General features: G+C 66.3%; 9 protein-coding genes. 5 read left to right on the forward strand and 4 right to left on the reverse strand.

Annotated elements, in window-relative coordinates; all coding sequences use genetic code 11:
• Positions 1 to 335: 335 nt before the first annotated feature.
• Positions 336 to 1,460, reverse strand: coding sequence for a hypothetical protein (locus tag ACPDIX_RS07275; RefSeq protein WP_423431117.1), 1,125 nt, complete (start codon positions 1,458 to 1,460; stop codon positions 336 to 338).
• A 246-nt stretch (positions 1,461 to 1,706) separates the two neighbouring features.
• On the opposite strand from ACPDIX_RS07275, the gene ACPDIX_RS07280 reads away from it, so the two are divergent.
• On the forward strand, positions 1,707 to 2,717 hold the full coding sequence (locus ACPDIX_RS07280) for an ABC transporter ATP-binding protein (RefSeq protein WP_423431118.1): 1,011 nt from the start codon (positions 1,707 to 1,709) through the stop codon (positions 2,715 to 2,717).
• Between the two features lie 19 nt (positions 2,718 to 2,736).
• Here ACPDIX_RS07280 and ACPDIX_RS07285 read toward each other — a convergent pair whose 3' ends face one another.
• Both ACPDIX_RS07285 and ACPDIX_RS07290 read right to left on the reverse strand, forming a co-directional pair.
• A complete protein-coding gene (locus tag ACPDIX_RS07285) occupies positions 2,737 to 3,405 on the reverse strand; it encodes a response regulator (protein ID WP_423431119.1) in 669 nt (222 codons plus the stop codon).
• A gap of 1 nt (position 3,406) precedes the next feature.
• On the reverse strand, positions 3,407 to 4,867 hold the full coding sequence (locus ACPDIX_RS07290; RefSeq protein WP_423431120.1) for an ATP-binding protein: 1,461 nt from the start codon (positions 4,865 to 4,867) through the stop codon (positions 3,407 to 3,409).
• A 377-nt stretch (positions 4,868 to 5,244) separates the two neighbouring features.
• Here ACPDIX_RS07290 and ACPDIX_RS07295 point away from each other — a divergent pair, with 377 nt between their 5' ends.
• Positions 5,245 to 6,507, forward strand: a complete 1,263-nt coding sequence (locus tag ACPDIX_RS07295) for a class I SAM-dependent methyltransferase (RefSeq protein WP_423431121.1) — start codon at positions 5,245 to 5,247, stop codon at positions 6,505 to 6,507.
• Positions 6,504 to 7,541, forward strand: coding sequence for a small ribosomal subunit Rsm22 family protein (locus ACPDIX_RS07300; protein WP_423431122.1), 1,038 nt, complete (start codon positions 6,504 to 6,506; stop codon positions 7,539 to 7,541). Before ACPDIX_RS07295 ends, ACPDIX_RS07300 begins: the two co-directional genes overlap by 4 nt.
• Positions 7,542 to 7,598: 57 nt before the next feature.
• On the opposite strand, the gene ACPDIX_RS07305 is transcribed toward ACPDIX_RS07300, so the two are convergent.
• Positions 7,599 to 15,500 carry a lamin tail domain-containing protein gene (locus tag ACPDIX_RS07305; RefSeq protein ID WP_423431123.1) on the reverse strand — a complete coding sequence of 2,634 codons (7,902 nt, stop codon included), beginning with the start codon at positions 15,498 to 15,500 and terminating at the stop codon, positions 7,599 to 7,601.
• A 676-nt stretch (positions 15,501 to 16,176) separates the two neighbouring features.
• On the opposite strand from ACPDIX_RS07305, the gene ACPDIX_RS07310 reads away from it, so the two are divergent.
• Positions 16,177 to 17,424 carry a hypothetical protein gene (locus tag ACPDIX_RS07310; RefSeq protein ID WP_423431124.1) on the forward strand — a complete coding sequence of 416 codons (1,248 nt, stop codon included), beginning with the start codon at positions 16,177 to 16,179 and terminating at the stop codon, positions 17,422 to 17,424.
• A 45-nt stretch (positions 17,425 to 17,469) separates the two neighbouring features.
• The gene (locus tag ACPDIX_RS07315) at positions 17,470 to 18,144 is read left to right on the forward strand and encodes a polysaccharide biosynthesis/export family protein (RefSeq protein ID WP_423431125.1); all 675 of its coding nucleotides are present in this window, start codon (positions 17,470 to 17,472) and stop codon (positions 18,142 to 18,144) included.
• Positions 18,145 to 18,272: the final 128 nt, after the last annotated feature.

Here is an 18,272-nt window from a genome sequence, read left to right on the forward strand (position 1 = left end):
ACCACCGTCTTCTGCCACCCTACCCTCGGGTGTCCTCGGCCTGGACCCCGCTCGGTCGCTTCGACCCGGGGACACAAAGGCACCCGACCCGGCATACCACGTCACCTCGAAAAGTAACGCGCAGCTTGACAGGAGCTGCAGGACGCCGAGCGGCCCCGCCGCTGCCCGTTCGGAAGATCCGCAAACCAGCCACCACCGCGGAAGGCTTGCGGCCAAAATGCCGGCGCCCCGGACCTCCGCCGCCGTCCAAGCCGCAGGGTCAGCACACCCTTTGCGCCGACAAAGCGCAACGGACGCGATCCACGATCCGCCCGCGCGACGCATCCGGTCGCCGGTCAAATCCCCGGCCGCTTGGGAATCTCTGTGAATGGCGAGGGCATGTTGGGCCCCCGGAGCCGCGGGGACGAAGGCGGCGGGGTCGGGGTGAGAGACGATCGCAGAGGGCTCGACGGCGCTGTGGCCAGGCCGGGTATGGACGGCGAAGGCAGGGTGCTGTTCAACGAAGATCCGCGAGCCGGCCCTTCTCCGCCAACCCCGGGGCCCGACCATGCCGGTCGTTGCGCGGCACCCGCCAAGCCACTCACCCCCAGGGGATCCGGCGGAGGTTTCAACCACACCGGTGCCGTCCCCGTGGAGCGCGAGGTGCCCGTGCCACTTTCCGCGCGCGAGCGGAGTGCGGCATCCAAGCCGCCCGGCGGCGTTGCGACCACCGCTTCCAAGCCGGACCGGAACTGCTGGAGGCGCTGTTCGCGCGCGTCTTTCTGGCGTTCCTGCCAGGCGCGCTGGGCAAGCTCTTCCGGACTCTCCCACACGGAATCGGTCAGGCCGGGCAGTTGCCGGATCAGACTCCGTTCCTCGCCGTCCCGTTTCAGCGCCGTTTCCAGCTGGTCCAATCGCTCCCGGGCCGCCCGGGACTCGGGCGTCTCCCACTCAGGGCGTGTGTGCATGTCCGGACGGCCTCCCGCATCCTCGGCAGGTGTCGGTTCCTCCCCGGCCCCGGGCTCACCCCGCAACCTCTCCGCATAACGCGCCCATAATTCCCATTCGTCCGTGGTGGGCGGTGCCGGTTCGGCTTGGTCCGTCTCCAGCGGGTTTTCCCGGAGCCGTCGCTCCCCTTCGAGCGAGGGGATGTCTCCGAGCGGATCCGAGCCGGGTTGGGTCCAGTCCCGTTGTCTCTGCAGGAGTTCCCGAATCCGGGCACTCTGCACGCGCGGTCCGGGAGGAGGCGGCAAGACCGTTGCCCGGCGCAGTGGATCCCTCATGAGATCCAGCGTAGACGGCCGGTACTGGAGTTGTTCCCTGAGCTGGCTGTGGGGCTGATCGCCTTGGGACAATTGGTTGGCGTTGGTCCGCAAAAGATCGCTGCGGGGGTCGGAAAACTCGATGGGCGGTCCCCGGCGGACGGGCTGCGCGCTCAGGCGCTCGGTGGCCGAACCGCAAACACACAGGCCCACCATCATCCAAAAACCGAGTCTTCCCGACCCTCTGGCACCCGGAACGCGCATCGGCTACAGATTACGCCCGGCACCGGATTCCGTCAAAGCCCCAGGACCGGGCACCCGGCGCCCCGCCCCATCACCGCGCAGAGCTGAAGGCTCGCGCCTCGGTCGGGTGACGGGCGGCCGTTCCTGCACGGTCGGCCCGGCCCCTGGATTCGGGCTCGTTCTGCATCGCCTCTGTTCACTCGGACCCGCATACTTGCGGGCATGCCGGTCATCGAGGTTCGGTCCCTGAGCAAGACCTTCCGGATTCACAAGAAGGAACCCGGATTCTGGGGGGCGGTTCGCGGCCTGTTTTACCGGCGCTACGAGACGGTGGAGGCGGTGCGGCAGGTCTCCTTCGACATCGAGGCCGGCGAATTCGTCGGCTTTCTCGGTCCCAACGGCGCGGGCAAGACCACCACACTCAAGATGCTGGCCGGGCTACTTCATCCCAGCGGCGGGAGTGCGCGCGTGCTGGGTTACGTACCTTGGGAACGGCCGGACGGTTACCGCCGGCAGTTCGCCCTGCTGCTGGGCCAGAAAAACCAGCTCTGGTGGGATCTGCCTGCCCGTGAGACCTACGAATTGAACGCCGCCATCTACGGCCTGGAACGACGACTGTGGCAACGTCGGATGGAGGAACTGACCGAGCGGCTGGGCGTGCGGGACAAGCTGGACGTGGTGGTTCGGGAACTCTCCCTGGGCGAACGGATGAAACTGGAACTGATCGCCGTGCTGCTGCACCAGCCGCGCGTGCTGTTCCTGGACGAGCCGACGCTCGGCCTGGACGTCGTTTCGCAGAAAGCCGTGCGCGACTTCCTCCGCGAGTACAATCGCACCGCCGGCACCACCATACTCCTGACCAGCCACGACATGGCGGACATCGAGGAACTCTGCCCGCGTGTCATCATCATTGACCACGGTCAGATCATCTTCGACGGGCCCCTGGCCGAGGTGATCGAACGCTACGCGGATTTCAAACTCCTGACCATCCGGTGCGATCCGGACGCGCCCCCGCCCGATCCGCGGGACCTGACGCCGTGGGGCGAACCTGTGGAGATCGGGCCCGCATTCGTGCGGCTCCGGGTGCGGCGCGATCGCGTCATCCCGGCCTGCAAGGCCCTGCTGGACCGCCTGCCCATCCGGGACCTGGACATCCGCGAGGTCCCCATCGAGGAGGTCATCCGCAATCTTTTCACCCGGCGTGTCCCGCCGGCGCCGGCCCCGCCCGGCTGAGGCCCCGCGGCACCGGCCGTCAACCGCGCGGGATTCGCGCCGTCATGTACCGCGCCACGGCCTCGGCCCGCGAGCGGACATGCAGCTTCTCGTAGATGTGCTTGAGATGGCTGCGGACCGTCTCGATGCTCACGCCCAGTTGATCGGCGATTTCCTTGTTGGTGAATCCGCGCGACAGCAGCAGGAGAATCTCCTCTTCACGGGCGCTCAACCGGACCGTGTCAGCCGGACTGCGCGGCTTCTGACGAAACGACTCCACCACCAGGCGCGCAATCACACTCGACATGGGTGCGCCCCCGTGCACCACGTCCCACAACGCCGACCGCAGCGCTTCCGGTTCGGTCCGTTTCAGGAGGTACCCGTCCGCGCCGGCCTCCAGGGCCAGAAAAACCATTTCATCGTCGTCCGACGCCGTCAGAATGACGATCTTCGCCTCGGGCAGCAGCGCCCGCAGGCGCGCCGTGCATTCGATCCCGGACATCCGCGGCAAAAAGATGTCCATCAGGATCACGTCCGGGCGCAGCTCCGGCAGCACCCGCAGGGCTTCCTCGCCCGTCGCACACGTGACGACACAGTCGAAGTCCGGAAACGACGAGACCAGGCGCGCCCAACTTTCGCGCACCTCCCGCTGGTCCTCCACCAGGGCCACCCGCAACGGCGCGGAATGCCGATTCGTGCTTGCCGTCATTTCAACCAGACCTTGACACGACGTCCCCTGTCCCTCTCAGCCGCTCCGCTGCCGGGACGGACGGACAGGATTCCGCCCCGGGCGAGTGGGCCGGGCGCGTCGCGGCCCGGCGGACACCGAGCCGACCGCCCCTGCGCGGCGGATGCAGCGGCACCCGCAACACCACGGTGCAACCCCGGCCCGGGGCTGAAACAACCTCGCAACCACCCCCCACCTCGCCCATCCGTTGCCTCAGGTTCGACAGCCCGTTCCGGTCGGCCGGCACGGCCGCCGGATCGAACCCGCGGCCGTCGTCGGCAATCCGCACCTCGACCTGGTCGCCCACCCAGCGGATGCCGAGCCGCACCTCGGCCGCACCACTGTATTTCACCGCGTTGTTCAGGGCCTCTTTCACCGCCAGAAAGAGATTGCGCCGGGTGGGCAGCGCGAACGTGGCCGCAGGCAATTCCGGCGCCACCTCCAGACGACAACGCATGCCGGCCTGGCCCAGAAAGGTCTCCGCGTATTTGCAGGTGTGACTGACGAAGTCGCGCACCGTGTCGCGCCGGGAATTGATCGCCCACACCACCTCGTCCAACGCCGCCGCCAGGGCCCGCGCGCGCCCGCACAACCGCTGCAGCGATTCGGCCACGCCCGGGACCGCCGCATGTTCCTTGCGCGCCACCTCCGCCAGCAGGACCAATTGCGTCAGCCCGGCCCCCAGCTCATCGTGGATGTCCCGCGCAATCCGCATCCGCTCCCGATGCAACAGATCCTCCGCGTGCCGGTGCCACGCCAGCCGCGCCATCAGACGCAGGCTCATGCCCACCGCCGCCAGGCACAAACCCAGCAGACCCAGCTGAAACCAACCCTGCTTCCAAAACGGCAGGCTGACCGGCTGCAACGGCGGCACCTCCACCACCGCCAACGGGCGGGTCGTCCAGGGAGCCGCTCCGAACGCACCCACCACCACCGCCCGCCGCCAGTCCGGCGACGGCCGGCGCCGCTTTTCCCAACCCCGCGGCTCGCCGGGAACCACCCACCAGTTGGTGTCCGTACCCAGCTCCATCACCCGGCCGTCCAAAAAGGTCACGCGCAGCCCGCCCAATACACCCGCTTCCAATCGGTCGTTGAACGCCTCCACGGCCAGCACGTGCCGGCCGGGTCGCAACAACCAGGTCAGGTCGTATTCGGTCAGGCTCCGCCAGTCGCTGCCACGACCCACTTCTCGCCCGTCCACGAAAAGCCGAAAACCGTTGTCCGCCGTGATGCGCAGTCGCGCCCGGGCCACCACGGATCCCTCGGGAAGATCCAACGCCCGCCAGAACCGGCAGGTCTGTTTGTCGGTGCAGTTCGTGTCCCAGATCCATGCCCCCACCCCCCATTCCGGATCCAGGACACCGCCCTCCGCTGCAGCCAGGACGCGGGCTGGCCGGCCCCACGTCAGGGTGACCACGCCGGTCCAGAGGATCAGATGACACACCGCATGCCTCACGGCTTGCCGGGCCCGACGTCCCAAGCGAAACGGCCCATTCCCAAAGGCACCGTCCTGCCCGGACCCGCACGACCTTCGCTCGGCCCCACTTCGACGCCACCCTTTGCTCAGACGCCATCCGGTCCGACTCATCCGCACCTCGGACTCGAAGGGTACACGAGTCCGTTTCCGGGCCAATCCAGATTCCGAACCGAAGGCCGGTCGGGACCGCCCTTTCCCAGCTCCGAACCCGCGGATCCCGCGGCGGCGTCCCGCATCCACGGCCGGACAAACCCTCGCCGGCAGCGGATTGCCTCCCGACCCGAGCCTGTTGCGCCTGATTTGCAACCAGGGATACGGCCCTCCATTCTGAAGTTGGATCGCTCATGATTCGCGACGCCACAGAACGGTTCTGCCAGAAGGTACGGCAGAGTCTGGAAGACGGCACGTTCGTGCGGCTGGTCGTGCGCCCGGCGGCGGCCGAGGGCGCGGACGACCCGCCCCGGCGGATTCTGATCCGCTGCATCGAGCTTCACGGGCAACCGCATCTTTCGTTCACGGCCCACCACACGCGCCGGGCACGCACTTGGAACCTGCCCCTGACGCCCGCCCTCGACTGGCTCCGCACCGAATTGAACCGGAAACCGGCCGGCGCATTCCTGGCCACCACGCGACGCGACTGGCAGTGGCAACCCACCGCCCAGGGGGCGCGTCTGATCGGGCACCCGCCCGCAGAAACCCAGCCGCCTCCGCGCACACACGACCGGCCCCGCCCCTCGCGGCTGGATGCCTCGGCCCATGACTGGCTCCGTGCCCTGGGTCTGGTGGACCAAACGGGCCGCCCCAGACCGTCGGCCGCGGACAAATACCACCAAATTGAGCGGTTCCTCGAAATCGTGGAACACCAACTTCGCGGCTGTCACTGGGTTGCCCAACCGTCCCGGGTGAATCCACCTGCTCCGCACGCCGTTGCCGATCCCACTCAGCCGACGCTGACCGTGGTGGACGCCGGTTCGGGCAAGGGCTACCTGACCTTTGCCCTGTGGCACCTGCTCAGCCGTTGCATGGGACTGCCCGTCCGGTTGCTGGGCATCGAGGCCCGGCCGGATCTGGTTCAAGCCGCCCGCGCCGTGGCCGGACAAACCGGCGCGACCGGCCTCGAATTCGTCCATGGTGACATTGCGAGGGTGGAGCTGCCCCGCTTCGACATCCTCCTGGCCCTGCACGCCTGCAACACCGCAACCGACGCGGCCCTGCTGCGCGGGATCCAAAACGGAGCCCGGCTGCTGTTGGTTGCACCCTGCTGCCATCAACAACTCCGGCCTCAACTCCGGCCGCCACCGCTCTGGCAGCCGGTCCTCCGACACGGCCTGCTGGCCGACCGGTTTGCCACCTGGTTGACGGACGCCCTCCGCGTGCTGTTCCTCGAGTGGGCCGGTTACCGGGTGCGCGTGGTGGAGTTCGTCGAATCCGGGCACACACCGATGAACCTCCTCCTCGCAGCCACGCGGGTCCGCCCCCCGTTTGCCGATCCCGCGCGCCGCTCAAGGATCGTCCAGTTGAAGGAATCCTTCGGGATCCGAGGGCATGCCCTCGATCCGCTGTTGACGGAGTCCGGATCCGAACCATGCCTCCACCCCAGCCCATGATCCCCGAGCCCCACGTGGACTGGCAGGCCCTCCAACGGTTGCGATCGGTTTTCCTGGAAGCGCGGCCGCCCGTGAGCGACTACTGGCGATCGGAAACGGACCTGGCCAGTTACGACGCCACCTTTGCCCAGCGAATCGGGTGGAAATGGGACTTTGTGTTGGATGAACTGCGCCGGCGAGGCTGGGAACCTCCGGCGGGCGAAATCCTCGACTGGGGCTGCGGCACAGGGGTGGCCGCGCGGGCCTTCCTCGACCATCACGGCCTGCAGCGCGTCACAAGGCTCTGGTATTGGGACCGGTCCGCGCTCGCCCGCGGTTTCGCCGTCCGGCGTGCCCGCGAGAAATACCCCGCGCTGGAGGTGCAGGCAGGTCTGCCGGAGGCGCCCGCGGTCCTGCTGCTCAGTCACGTGTTGGGCGAGTTGACTCCCGGGCAGACGGAGTCCCTGCTGGACCTGGTCCAGCGCGCCACCGCCACCATCTGGGTCGAACCCGGCACCTACGAAGCCAGTCTGACCCTCATTGCCATTCGCGAACGATTGCGCACCCGTCTTCACGTCGTGGCCCCCTGCCTGCATCGCGAACGCTGCGGCATCCTCAGCCCGGGCAACGAACCCCATTGGTGCCATCACTTCGCCCCTTCGCCACCGGAGGTTTACAGCGACCCGTTCTGGGGAAAATTCGCTCATGAAATGAACATTGACCTGCGCAGCCTGGCACTCAGTTTCCTGGTCCTGGACCGGCGCCCGGTGCCGGCCCCACCGCCGGGAAGCGTCCGGGTCCTGGGCCGACCCCGCGTGTACAAACCCGAGGCGCTCCTGCTGGCCTGCGATCCCACGGGCGTGCGGGATTACCGGCTGAGCCGCCGCACCCTGCCGGAAACCTTCCAAAGGCTCAAGAAAGGCCAGTGGGACATCCTCCAAGTCTGGCAGCGAACCGGCGACGAGGTTACCCGGGTCGAACCGTTCCCCGCTCCCGGCCAGCCGCCCGGCAAACCGTCCCGAACCTCCGAGACCACACACGGCCACCAAACCTGACCACCCCCACGCTCGACGGACCGCGCCGGGCGCACACCGGACCATCGGCCGCACCGGTCACGGAGCCAGCCGGACCCGGTAGTAGGCACGTGCCGGCGGCGGATTCGTGTCCGTCCAGACAAACGGCGGCACCGGGGCAAGGTTGGTGACCACGGGCTGCCAGACCGCCTCCAACAAATCTTCCGCACGCTCGATCACGTAATCGGGGCCCTCGTCACCCGTGACTTCAAAGCGCAGCCCTTCCACGCTCCAGCCCCGCACATGCAGCTCGGGCAGCCTCGGAAGCGTGACCGTGATATGGAAGCTCTGCGTGGCACCCCGCGCGGGCGTGCCGTCGTCCATCACCGACCAGCGAACCTCGTAAGTCTGTCCGGCATCGGCCATTCCGGGACGCCACCGGAAGGTGGCCCTGCTCGCATCCCAGGTCGCTCCCCGTGGTGCGCTCAAAAGGGTAAAGACCAGATTCTGCAGCGGCAGGTCCGGATCGGTGGCCTGCGCCGTGATTGCCACCGTCTGGCCGGCCCGCACGGTGCGATCCGCCTGCGCCACCAACACGGGCGGCTCGTTCACCTCCGACACGGTGAGGGTCACCGATTGCGTTGCGCTCGCCGGCGGCTCTCCATCGTCCGTCACCCGTACCGTCACGAAGTAAGTGCCCGGTCCCTGCACCTCAGACGGCGTCCAACTCAGCCGCCCGGAAACCGGATCCACTGTCAGACCGGCCGGCGCACCGGCATCCAGCGAGAAAACCAACCCCTGCGGCGGTTGATCAGGATCGGTGGCACGAATTTGGTAACTCCATGGCTGATTCTCGGGCAGGGTCATGGCCGGGAGAGGATCCAGCACCGGTGGATCGTTCACCTCCCGGACGATGATCCGGAAGGATCGGGCGTCGCTGAGGGATGGCGAGCCGTTGTCGGTCACGCGTACGGTCACCACGTACACGCCCGGGCCCTGCGTCTCGGACGGGATCCAGTTGAACACACCGTTCGTGGAGACGGTGGCGCCTTCGGGCGCACCGGAATCCAGGCTGAACGACAGGGTTTGACCGGGGAGGTCCGGATCCGTCGCGGTGACCGTAAAGGTGAGCAGGCGACCTTCGTCAGCGGTCCGGTCGGGCAGCGGATCCAATACCGGCGGGCGATTCGTCTCGTTTGCCCGATTCGGCGCGCGCGGGGTGGGAACCGCCAGTCGCATGATCGAACCCCCGCCATCCGGGATGCGCCCCTCCGACACGTCGGTCTCCTGCGGGCCGAATGTCACCGCGTCCACCAGCGTGCCGTCCGGTCCATGAAGGCCGATGGCCTCGCCCGACCGACTGAGCGCAAAGTTCACGTGCAGGTCCGGCCGGTCGTTCCGGTTCTGACCCGATTCGTTGTCCGCCCACACCAACAGATGGCCCCGCGGCGGGATGACGTACTGTCCATTGTCCGGAATCCGGTATTTGAAACGGTTGGTCAGGTCATCCGTCAGGTAATAACCGCCCAGATCCACCGGCACGTCCCCGGCATTGTAGAGCTCGAACCAGTCCTCGTACTGTCCGTCGGCCGGATCGGCCAGGGTGACGGCATTGTCAGCCATCCACTCGTTGATGAAAACAGGCACCGGCAGACTCGCCGGATTGTTGGAAGCACCGGGCGTGGGAATGGTGAAAACGCGGCGGCCGCTGATCCGCCCGTCCGGATAACTTCCGTAACTGCGGCCCAGACTGGCAAGATCATAACGAAGGTAGTCCAGCACCTGGGTGCGCGTCCCGCTCACCTGCACCACCGCCACCAGACCGCTTCCCGGGCCGATGCGGAAACTGGTGTGCCACTCGTTCGGCGTTGACTCGCCGGGTTCCCCATCCAGCCACACCCGCACAAACGCTCCGGGCGAAAGAACCGCGCTCCCGGGAAAGGCCCAGAAGGTGGGCTGCGCCAGGTTGGTCGTCAGGTAAAACCCGGCCAGACTCACCGGGTTGCTCCCGCCGTTGAAGAGCTCCAACCAGGGATCGTAATCACCCGCAGTATCCGCCACGGCATTCGTCACGGCCGGATCGTTCCACGGCAAAATCTCGTTGAGCCATACCGTCGGGAACGGCGGGAGAGTCGCCTCCACGGAATTCGGACCGCCGGGCGTGGCCAATGCCCGGCCCCCGCCCGTGCCCGAGGGCACCACCTCCAATCGCATGGCCCAGACGACGTCGCTGCTGGAGGGGCTCGTCTGATGCACCTCGACGGCCAGAACGTTGGTTCCACGAACCAGCGCGGTGGCCGGCACGACGAAAGGCCCTTCGATGACCGCCTCCCCCACGACGCGGGCGGCGAGAGTCGAGTACGTCGGCACGCCCTCCGGCATGCCGAGCCGGAAGATCTCCTGGCCGTTGAGGTACACCACCGCGCCATCGTCGAGCAGTGTGTCCAGCCTGAGTTCGACACCGGTGAGAGGTCCGTCGTAGGTGAAGGATGTCCGGAAATAGAAAGCCGTGCGGCCGCTGTCGTTGGCCAGAGGCGTGCGGATCGGTTCCGGCAGGCAGTTGCACTCCTCGTCGGCCAGCACCGCGGCCCCCACCGGCCACGCACGGTCGTCATAGGCCGGCTGCCTCCAGTTCACACCGTCCAGGTTGTCGGTCTGGTTGTAGCGCCACGAGGCATTCCAATCCACGACCCTCACCGGGGCGGGCAGGTTCGTATCCGGCCCCACGGCCGCCCAGTTGGCCACGCGGTCGTTGTCCTGCCAGCAATCCACCAGTTGCAGCGAGGGACCCTGCCCGTCGGCCGCCACCGGCCACGGCGGATCGTCGTCGTACGTGACCTCGTCAATGACCTCGTCCTGTTCGGGGGTGGCGCCGGGTCGGATCAGCGCGATGCGTTCGCCCCCACGGTCGAAGCTCCCTGCAAAGACACCCCCGATCGGGATGTGCAGTCCGTAGGTGCGGGCGAACATCTCCGGATCGCGCACCAGAACAAGGTAGGCGCCCGGTTCAAGGATCGTCCCCGGCGGCAACGTCGCGTCCAGCCCGCTGACGCGCCAGCCGGACAGATCGTACGCCGTGTTGGTGGAGAGATTGCGCAGCTCCAGAAACTCCGCTCCGGGGATCGCCGGGTTGTACATGATCTCGTGAACGATCACCCGCCCTTGCGGGGGCTCGACCGTGCCGGTGAATGTGATGTTCAGCAGGTTCGACGTACCCGCCACAGCTTGACCTTTGTTGTTCCAGCCCTGCAAGACCAGTCGGTTCACACCCGGCTGAAGCGCCAGCCGGATCGTCCAGTTGGTCAGCGTGCTCCAGATGGGCTGGACGGGCAGGCCATTGATCGTGAGGGTGGCCACCGTGATGGGTGCCTTTCCGCTGATCGTCACCAGATTCCGGTTGGTCACAAATGAGGTCGGACTCGTGAGGCTGAACGGCGAAGCCACGTTGACCAACTGACTCAGGATGTAATTGCGGCGTGCAGCCGCATAGTCCTTGAGTCCCTGGGGCGACTCCGGTCCCACCCCCGCGGCCAGCAGTCCGTTGTAGACACGATCCACGCGCGCGGCAAAAGTGCCCGAAGCCAGCGGCCCGCTGATGGCGTCCTCGAACGCCCGCCAATACGCCCGCTGAAACTCGGGAAAGTCTCGGAAACGATCGAGCACCGGTTCGTTGCTGCCGAACAGCGCCTGGTTCGGCCCCGTGCCCCCCACGTGAAACACAAAGTCAATGTCCCACGGCAGCAGGACCCACGGCCCCCGCTCGGGCTTGTAAGCATACATGTTCTTGCCCCGGGCAAAGCCGTAACTGTCCCAGTTCCCCACAATCCGTTCCATGGCCAGAATGCGCATCCATTCCTCGACGTCCACCAGGGTCGTCACGCTCGAGCGATACGGCTCCGGCTGGGTGGCGTTCATGGCATCCACCAGGGTGAACAGGTTGGTGAAGTTGTTGGCCGACTCCCGCACCGCACGCGGCCGCCAGTTCCAGCGGTACCGCGCCACCTTTTTCTTCCCGCCGCTGGTGGTGAAAACCTCCAGGGTGGCATCCACGTTGTTGAGTTTGTTGTCGCCGGAATCGTCGAATTCGAACCAGTCCTCGATCTTGTGCAGACTGCCGGCGTCATCGTCCGGGAAAAACTGCGCGATCACATCCCGATTCGGTTGCTGGGCGTCCTCGTAGACGTTTCCGCGCTGCACGCCGTTGAGGAAAACCCGGATGTGCCGCCGGTGTAGATAGGGTGCCCCGAGCTTGCGTCCGATCCAGAAGGCCGTCTGCTCTCCCTGATAGGTGGGGTCGCTCTGCAGATTCCCCACCGTGGCCAGCACGAAATCGTCCGTCCCCAGCACCAGATCGTCCTTGGGCAGGTTCAACTCGTAATCGCACAGGTTGCCCAGTGGTCCGCTGTAGCCCGGTGTGTGCCACGGACTGCCGCTGTAGAGTGTGCCTGCGTTGTAAACCACGCGGCTGTCGGCATACACAAACGTGCAGTCAAGGGGATGATTGCTTTGTTTCTCGCGGCTCGCCCATCGGTCCAGCGTCTGCCGGGTCACCCAGATGCGGTAACTGGCCAGCTTCGGCGAGGAGGCGGGCTCGCCGAACCGCACCAGGCACTCCCGCCCGGGCGCATCCTCCGGAAACCGGCGTGCCCGGGGAGGGTTCCCCGCGTCCTGGGCTTCGATGTGGAAAGCCACCAGCCGAGCCGCGGCCTGTCCCGGGATGTCGGCCGAAAAGAACCCCGCGCCGCGGTAGCTCATGGGTACCGAGATGAAATTGGTGTCCGGATCCACACGGTAGCGCAGCGTGGCACCCGCGATGCCGTCCGGATCCTCCAACCGCGCCACCACGGTCACCGTTTGTCCGGGCGCGGGCAGCACGGGCCAGTGTCGAACCCCGGTGATGGAAGGGCCCACATTGTCTCGAGATTGCGTGTTGGCACGACCGGGTGTGCCCATGGCAGCCGTCGTGAGCGTGGTGCCCGTGGCTTCCAACCAGTTGCCCCACAACCGCAGCAGGATCTCCGGATGCCCCTTCAACCATCGCACCCGCGCGCGGAGGGTTACCACGCTGCCCTCACTCAGCGTTTGAGTCAGAGGGGCCCGGACGCGATTGGCCCCCGTGTCGCCGCGGTCCGATGCCACCAGGTGGAGGCAACCACCCTGAAACCCTCCCTGGGGCTCCCATCGGGTGTCCTGATGCGTGCCCTGCCAAAACCAGCCGTCCGCACCACCGTCGAAAGTGCCATTGGGGACGACATTCCCTCCGCCCTGCGGAATCACTTCGACATTGTCCACCAGACATTCGCCGGCGCCCAACAAAAGAATCTGGACCTGACTGGGCGGCGCCATGGCCCCCCGATCAAGCACGCCCGTGTGTTCGATGACGGTCCAGCCGGATTTGCCCGTTTCGTCGCTGTCGGCCCAGGCCGCCGGCAGATGCCCGTCCACTCGCGGGTCGGTTCGTTCGAGGCTGCTGCCGCCGCCGTCGGCCCACCGTCCCCATCGGCCGCCGTCGCGATAGGCGACCTCGTCCACGGTGATGTGGATGAGGTTGGTGACCACCACCCCGAACTCGTTTGTCGAGACGAGATCGTCCGGCATCTGCAGGCGCACCACGTCGCCGCCATTGCCCAGGCGCCCGGAATAATCGCCCAGGATCCGCGCAGGATCGAGGTTGGTGTGGACCGACCGCAAACGGGCCGCGTCCCGGGCCACCACCAGATACCCACCCGCAGAAAGGGTCACGCCCGGCGGGAAGTCGAAGGTAATGCCGCCCCGCAATCGCCACCCGCCCAGGTCCACGGCCTGACTCCCGCGGTTGTGCAGCTCGATGAACTCCTCGTCGTCGTCTTCCGTCACGGGGTGGTAATACAGCTCGTTGATCACGATCGAACCGGAGCGCGGTCGGGCATTGGCCTGTCCGGGCGTGGGTTGTTCGAGCCGCCGGAACCCCGGTGCGCCGTCGGGAAACCGGCCGAGCGGCACCCCGTTTTGTTGAGCGTCAAAGCGCAAGGCATCCAGCACCCGGGAACCATCCGGCGCGATCAGGTACACCGTCTCACCCGCGGCACTCAGAGCGAAACCCAGTTGAAGTTCATCGGCCGCCCACCAGCCCAACGGCGGGATGACGGTCCCGACCGGAATGCGATACTTGTTGGTGGCGGGATCGTCCGTCAGGACGCACCCGCTCAAATCCACGGCATTCGTGCCGTAATTGAACAGTTCGATGAAATCCAGCCACGGCGCGTCGGTGTGGGCCAGAATCTCGTTGATCCGCACGGTGCGCCACCGATGAGGCACCGAGGCGTCCCGTGCCCCTGGGGAACCTCCCATGCGGTCGCTGGCGGCCCATGCCTGTGGATCGGCCTCGCCGTATGAAGGCCGCACCAGCACCAGGGAATGACCCGCCCCGTCGGCAGCCACGGGCCACGGATTTTCATCGTCGTAGTTCACCTCCAGCAGCACCGCACCCAGTTCGTCTCGCAGCCGGATCCGCCCGCCACCGTTCGGCAGGACATTGCCGGGCTCGGCCCCCGGCCGGGTCATGGGCCCCAACACGCCGGCCAGACCATACACCGCCTGTACATCGGCGGGATTCGCCGCCACCACCAAGTACCCGCCGGCCGGGATCGTCGTGCCGGGAGGGAATACAAATTCCACATCGCCGCTGAGCCGGTACCCGCCCAACTCCTCCGCCCACAGCCCGGAATTATACAACTCGATGAACTCCAGGTTCCTCCCGTCAGGCCGGTTTGTCGGATGGTACAGGATTTCCGTGATGGCCAGCGCCGTCCTGCGACTCGACGGCCCCGGCGGCTCGGCAGGCCCCTGCACGAGGTCCATGTCCAAGGGCGTATAGGTTACGGTGAATGCCATCTGGCTGTTGGGCGCAATCGTGTTGGGAACTTCGGCACGGTCCCGCACATTGTTGACGGTGAGAGTGTGGGAGGATCCCGCAGCCAGCGGGGTCGTGCGCAAAGCCACGGTCGCCGAATCCGCCAGCAGGATCACACCCTGCACCGTCACACCGGCATCGAGACGGTAGTTCGACGGATTCGCAGCGGTCACCGGATCCACCGGCTCCGAAAACACGACCGTCAGGAGCGAGGGATCCCCGAGGTTTCGCACCGCAGCCAGTGTGGGCGGGTTGGTATCGGCAAGCACCGTCAACCGCGCCGGGGCGCTGTTGCTCCACCCCATGGCGTTGGTCACGAAACAAACAAACACGCTCCCGTTGTCGGCCCGGCGGACGGGACCCCACACCAGCACATTTCCCGTGGCCCCCGGCAGGTTGGTGCCATCGCGTTTCCACTGGTACAGCGCCCCGAGCGATCGGGCCAGTTCCACGCTGAAGATTGCCGTCTGACCCTCCACCACGGTCACGTTGGTGGGTTGACGCGTGAAAACCGGCGGGTTCAGCCCGTATGGCACGCAACGGGAGGCTGGAATGGGTTCCTCGATCGTACCGTCCGGCAACCGCCACCGCACGGCCAGGTTGTCCCCGCCCCATCCCTCCTTCATCAACGCCTCGATGTAGTACCGCCTCCCCGCTGTCAGCGGGATCAGGGCGGATCTCTGGCCCGGCTCGCGCGACCAGTCCCGGGGCGGCGTCCATCCCACCACCTCCGCGATCAGGCGCTTGTTGGCCGGGCTTTCGTCGGTGCTGAGGTACAGTTGCGAGGCGTCGTCACTGGCAATCCAGAACCTGTAGTTCCCGCTTGCGGGCGGGATGATCAGGGCCTGAAGCCGCTGGCCGTACTGTTCGTAGACGTCCGTGGGCGTCTCGAACGCGTTGGTCAGGATTTCTTCAAAGGTCGGGCTGTCGGGAAACCCCGGGGCATTGGTCAAGTCGGCCACGGTCAGCCCGGGACCGATGTCGAGCCAGACCTGCCGCAGGATCCCGTTGATGCTTTGAGCGCCGAGCGACCCCGCCACGCCCGCAATCACCGCTACCAGTCCCAGCCATGCCCTTCCGTTCCGCCGGGATTGCCGATGCTCATTCATGGTTGACATGAAACCCACGGGCCGTCGTTGGAAAACCTCCACCCTGCCGGCCGCCCATGGCGGGCAAGGCCGCAATCCTCCGAGTCCGTCCCCAGCCGAAAAGCTCCGAACCGGGAAAGCGCGCAGACCTGCGGGATCCAGCGGGACGTCCCGACATCCACACTCTGTATCGGCTCCAAGGCCGCCTGGCTTGAGCCTCTTTGATGAACGGCATGAGGACCACGGCCAAATCTGGATCAACCCGGGCCTTTGATGCAAACACCATTGCCGGCTCCCGCCCCCTTCTTCTGGGATTCGCATGACGGAGTCGCATCCGACCCGAGCCCCGGGCCGAACCAGACCCTTTCCGCTCCCAGACGATCGCCCGGCAGCCGATCTTCAATGCGGCTGGAAGCCTTTTTGCCGGCAGCGGGAGGAACCGCCGACGGCCGGTGACCACCAAACGAAAGCCGGCCATCTCCGGAAAAAGCAGAACGCACCGTGGCCTTCGTCTGGCCAACGGCGACGGTGCTTGCCAACCCGGGTCGGGTTCCGTTATTGGAGTTCGGGACGAACACGCACTATGACCACCACACAACGCCCAGAACGCCGATCCGTCCGTCGCCGCAACCCCTCCGGCCATTCGAAGGCGGGCCGGCCTTTTCCGCGCACGCCTGCCCAGTCGCGCCCTTCGGTCATGAACCGGTGGCGCGTGGCCATCGTCCTCGGGGCGGGCAGCCTCTCGTTGCCGGCGCAGGACGCGTTGCAGACCGCCATCCAGCTCGATCGCAGTTACGAGGATCGCAGCACCGGCCGGTTCCTCCCTCCGGAGGAGGGACTGCGCACCGGTCCGGTCACCTACGCTTTCACCGTCGGTTACGGCTTGGAATGGAACGACAACGTCTTTTACCGGAAGGACAACCGGGAATCGGACTGGATCCACACCCCCCAGGCCACGGCGCGCGCCACATGGCAGGCCACACGGGATTCGGTGGTGAGTGTGGGCGTGGGGATCGGGTATCGGAAGTACCTGGACCACAGCGAACTGGATCGGTTTTACGTCAGCCCGGACACCGCCCTGTTCTATGACGTTCCCATCCGTGACTGGGTCATCACCTTGTACGAACAGGCCAGCTATTCCACCGATGTCCTGAGCCAGGGTGCGCTGAGCGGCAGGGCCGAATTCCCCCGATTCGAAAACACCGTCGGTTTCCGCGCACTCTGGTTGCCCGACCGCTACGTCATCGGCTTCGGCTATGCCCATTACAACTTCGTCTCCGACGGCGACCAGTTCAGCTACCTCGACCGCGCCTCCGAACAGGGATTCGTCCGGCTGGGTTACCGCTGGGCCGAACTCTCCCAGGCCGGAGTGGAGATCAGCGGGGCATGGACCCGGTTTTCCTCCGACCTCCGCGGAGACAATCGCAACCTCAGCATCGGACCATACGTCATTTGGCAGTTGACCGAGGCGACCGACCTGAGCCTGCACGGCGGCTACACCTACTACGAGTTCGACGCCGACGCCTTCGACCCGCGCGATCGCGATCTGAGTTCCTGGTATCTCAGCCTCGACGCGCGCAACCGCCTCACCGATTACATCACCCAGTCCCTCACCCTGGCACGGCTGGTGCAGCAGGGGGTCAACCGGGGCACCAGTTACTTCAGCGACTTCATCGAGACGCTCTCGGCCCAATACCGCCTCCAGTGGGCCTTCCATGCCCAGGGTACCGCCGGCTGCGACCTTTTCTACGAACACAGCTCCGAACCCCGCGGCGGCGTGGACGAGACCTACGACCGTTACGGTGTCGGACTCGCCCTGCGCTGGCAGTTCACACGCCATTTCTTTGCCAGTGCAGGATACCGGTTTGTCTGGAAAGACTCCGATACGGACCTTTTCGATTACCGCCTCCAGGTCGTCCGGCTGGAAGCGAACTATCGGTTTTGACCTCTCCACTTGCGCAACCCACAACCACCCACTCAAGTCTCTCCCATGAAAACGTTCAATCCCACCCAGCAATTCGAGCTTGTCCGGCACATGCGGGCGGCCACGGCAGGCGCCGCGCTCCTTTGGCTCCTCCTGACAGCCGGAGCCTGGCTGTTCACAGGGTGTGAAACCACGCCCCCCGCGCCGCCCCTGACCGGTCCGGCAGGAGTGGCCGAACCGTACACCAGCACCATCCTCGGCGAGGGCGACACCATCCGTGTGGCCTTCGAGGCGGACACCAATCTCAACACGATCGCCAAGATCCAGCTCGACGGTACGGTTACTCTCCCGCTGATCGGCGCGGTGCCCGCCGCGGGCATGACCCCCGAGCAGTTGCGAGCCGATCTGATGAAGCGATATGAAAAACTCCTCAGCATCAACGAGCTCACCGTCAGCGTGCTGAGTTCCACCGCCAGTGTCTACGTCTCCGGCGCCGTCCTCAAGCCGGGCCGGATCCCCATGGACCGGCCCATGACCGCGCTGGAGGCCATCATGGAAGCCGGCGGGTTCGACCTTCGCCGCGCCAAACTCAAGGAAGTGGTGGTGATCCGGAAAGAGAACGGCCGGCAACGACACTACACGCTCAACCTTCAGGAGGCGCTGCGCGGGAACGATCCGAATCCTTTCTACCTCAAACCGTTCGACATCATCCACGTCCCCGAAAAGCGCTTCAACTTCTGACACCCCCCCGCCGGACACCGCATCACATCGGGTCCCACAAACGGCGCCTTCCCGGGCGCAGCAGTGGCGTCGGAATGCCTGCATGCCCGGCCCGCAGGGCTCCCGCCTCCCGGCCGGAGCCTCACCAA

This window comes from Limisphaera sp. 4302-co (assembly GCF_049537155.1).
Classification (GTDB): Bacteria; Verrucomicrobiota; Verrucomicrobiia; order Limisphaerales; family Limisphaeraceae; genus Limisphaera.

Bases quoted from the DNA above. Each gene is read 5' to 3' on its own strand.
- ACPDIX_RS07300 (WP_423431122.1), top strand. From the start codon at position 6,504: ATGATCCCCGAGCCCCACGTGGACTGGCAGGCCCTCCAACGGTTGCGA.
- ACPDIX_RS07280 (WP_423431118.1), top strand. From the start codon at position 1,707: ATGCCGGTCATCGAGGTTCGGTCCCTGAGCAAGACCTTCCGGATTCAC.
- ACPDIX_RS07285 (WP_423431119.1), bottom strand. From the start codon at position 3,405: ATGACGGCAAGCACGAATCGGCATTCCGCGCCGTTGCGGGTGGCCCTG.
- ACPDIX_RS07310 (WP_423431124.1), top strand. From the start codon at position 16,177: ATGAACCGGTGGCGCGTGGCCATCGTCCTCGGGGCGGGCAGCCTCTCG.
- ACPDIX_RS07315 (WP_423431125.1), top strand. From the start codon at position 17,470: ATGAAAACGTTCAATCCCACCCAGCAATTCGAGCTTGTCCGGCACATG.
- ACPDIX_RS07295 (WP_423431121.1), top strand. From the start codon at position 5,245: ATGATTCGCGACGCCACAGAACGGTTCTGCCAGAAGGTACGGCAGAGT.
- ACPDIX_RS07305 (WP_423431123.1), bottom strand. From the start codon at position 15,500: ATGAATGAGCATCGGCAATCCCGGCGGAACGGAAGGGCATGGCTGGGA.
- ACPDIX_RS07275 (WP_423431117.1), bottom strand. From the start codon at position 1,460: ATGATGGTGGGCCTGTGTGTTTGCGGTTCGGCCACCGAGCGCCTGAGC.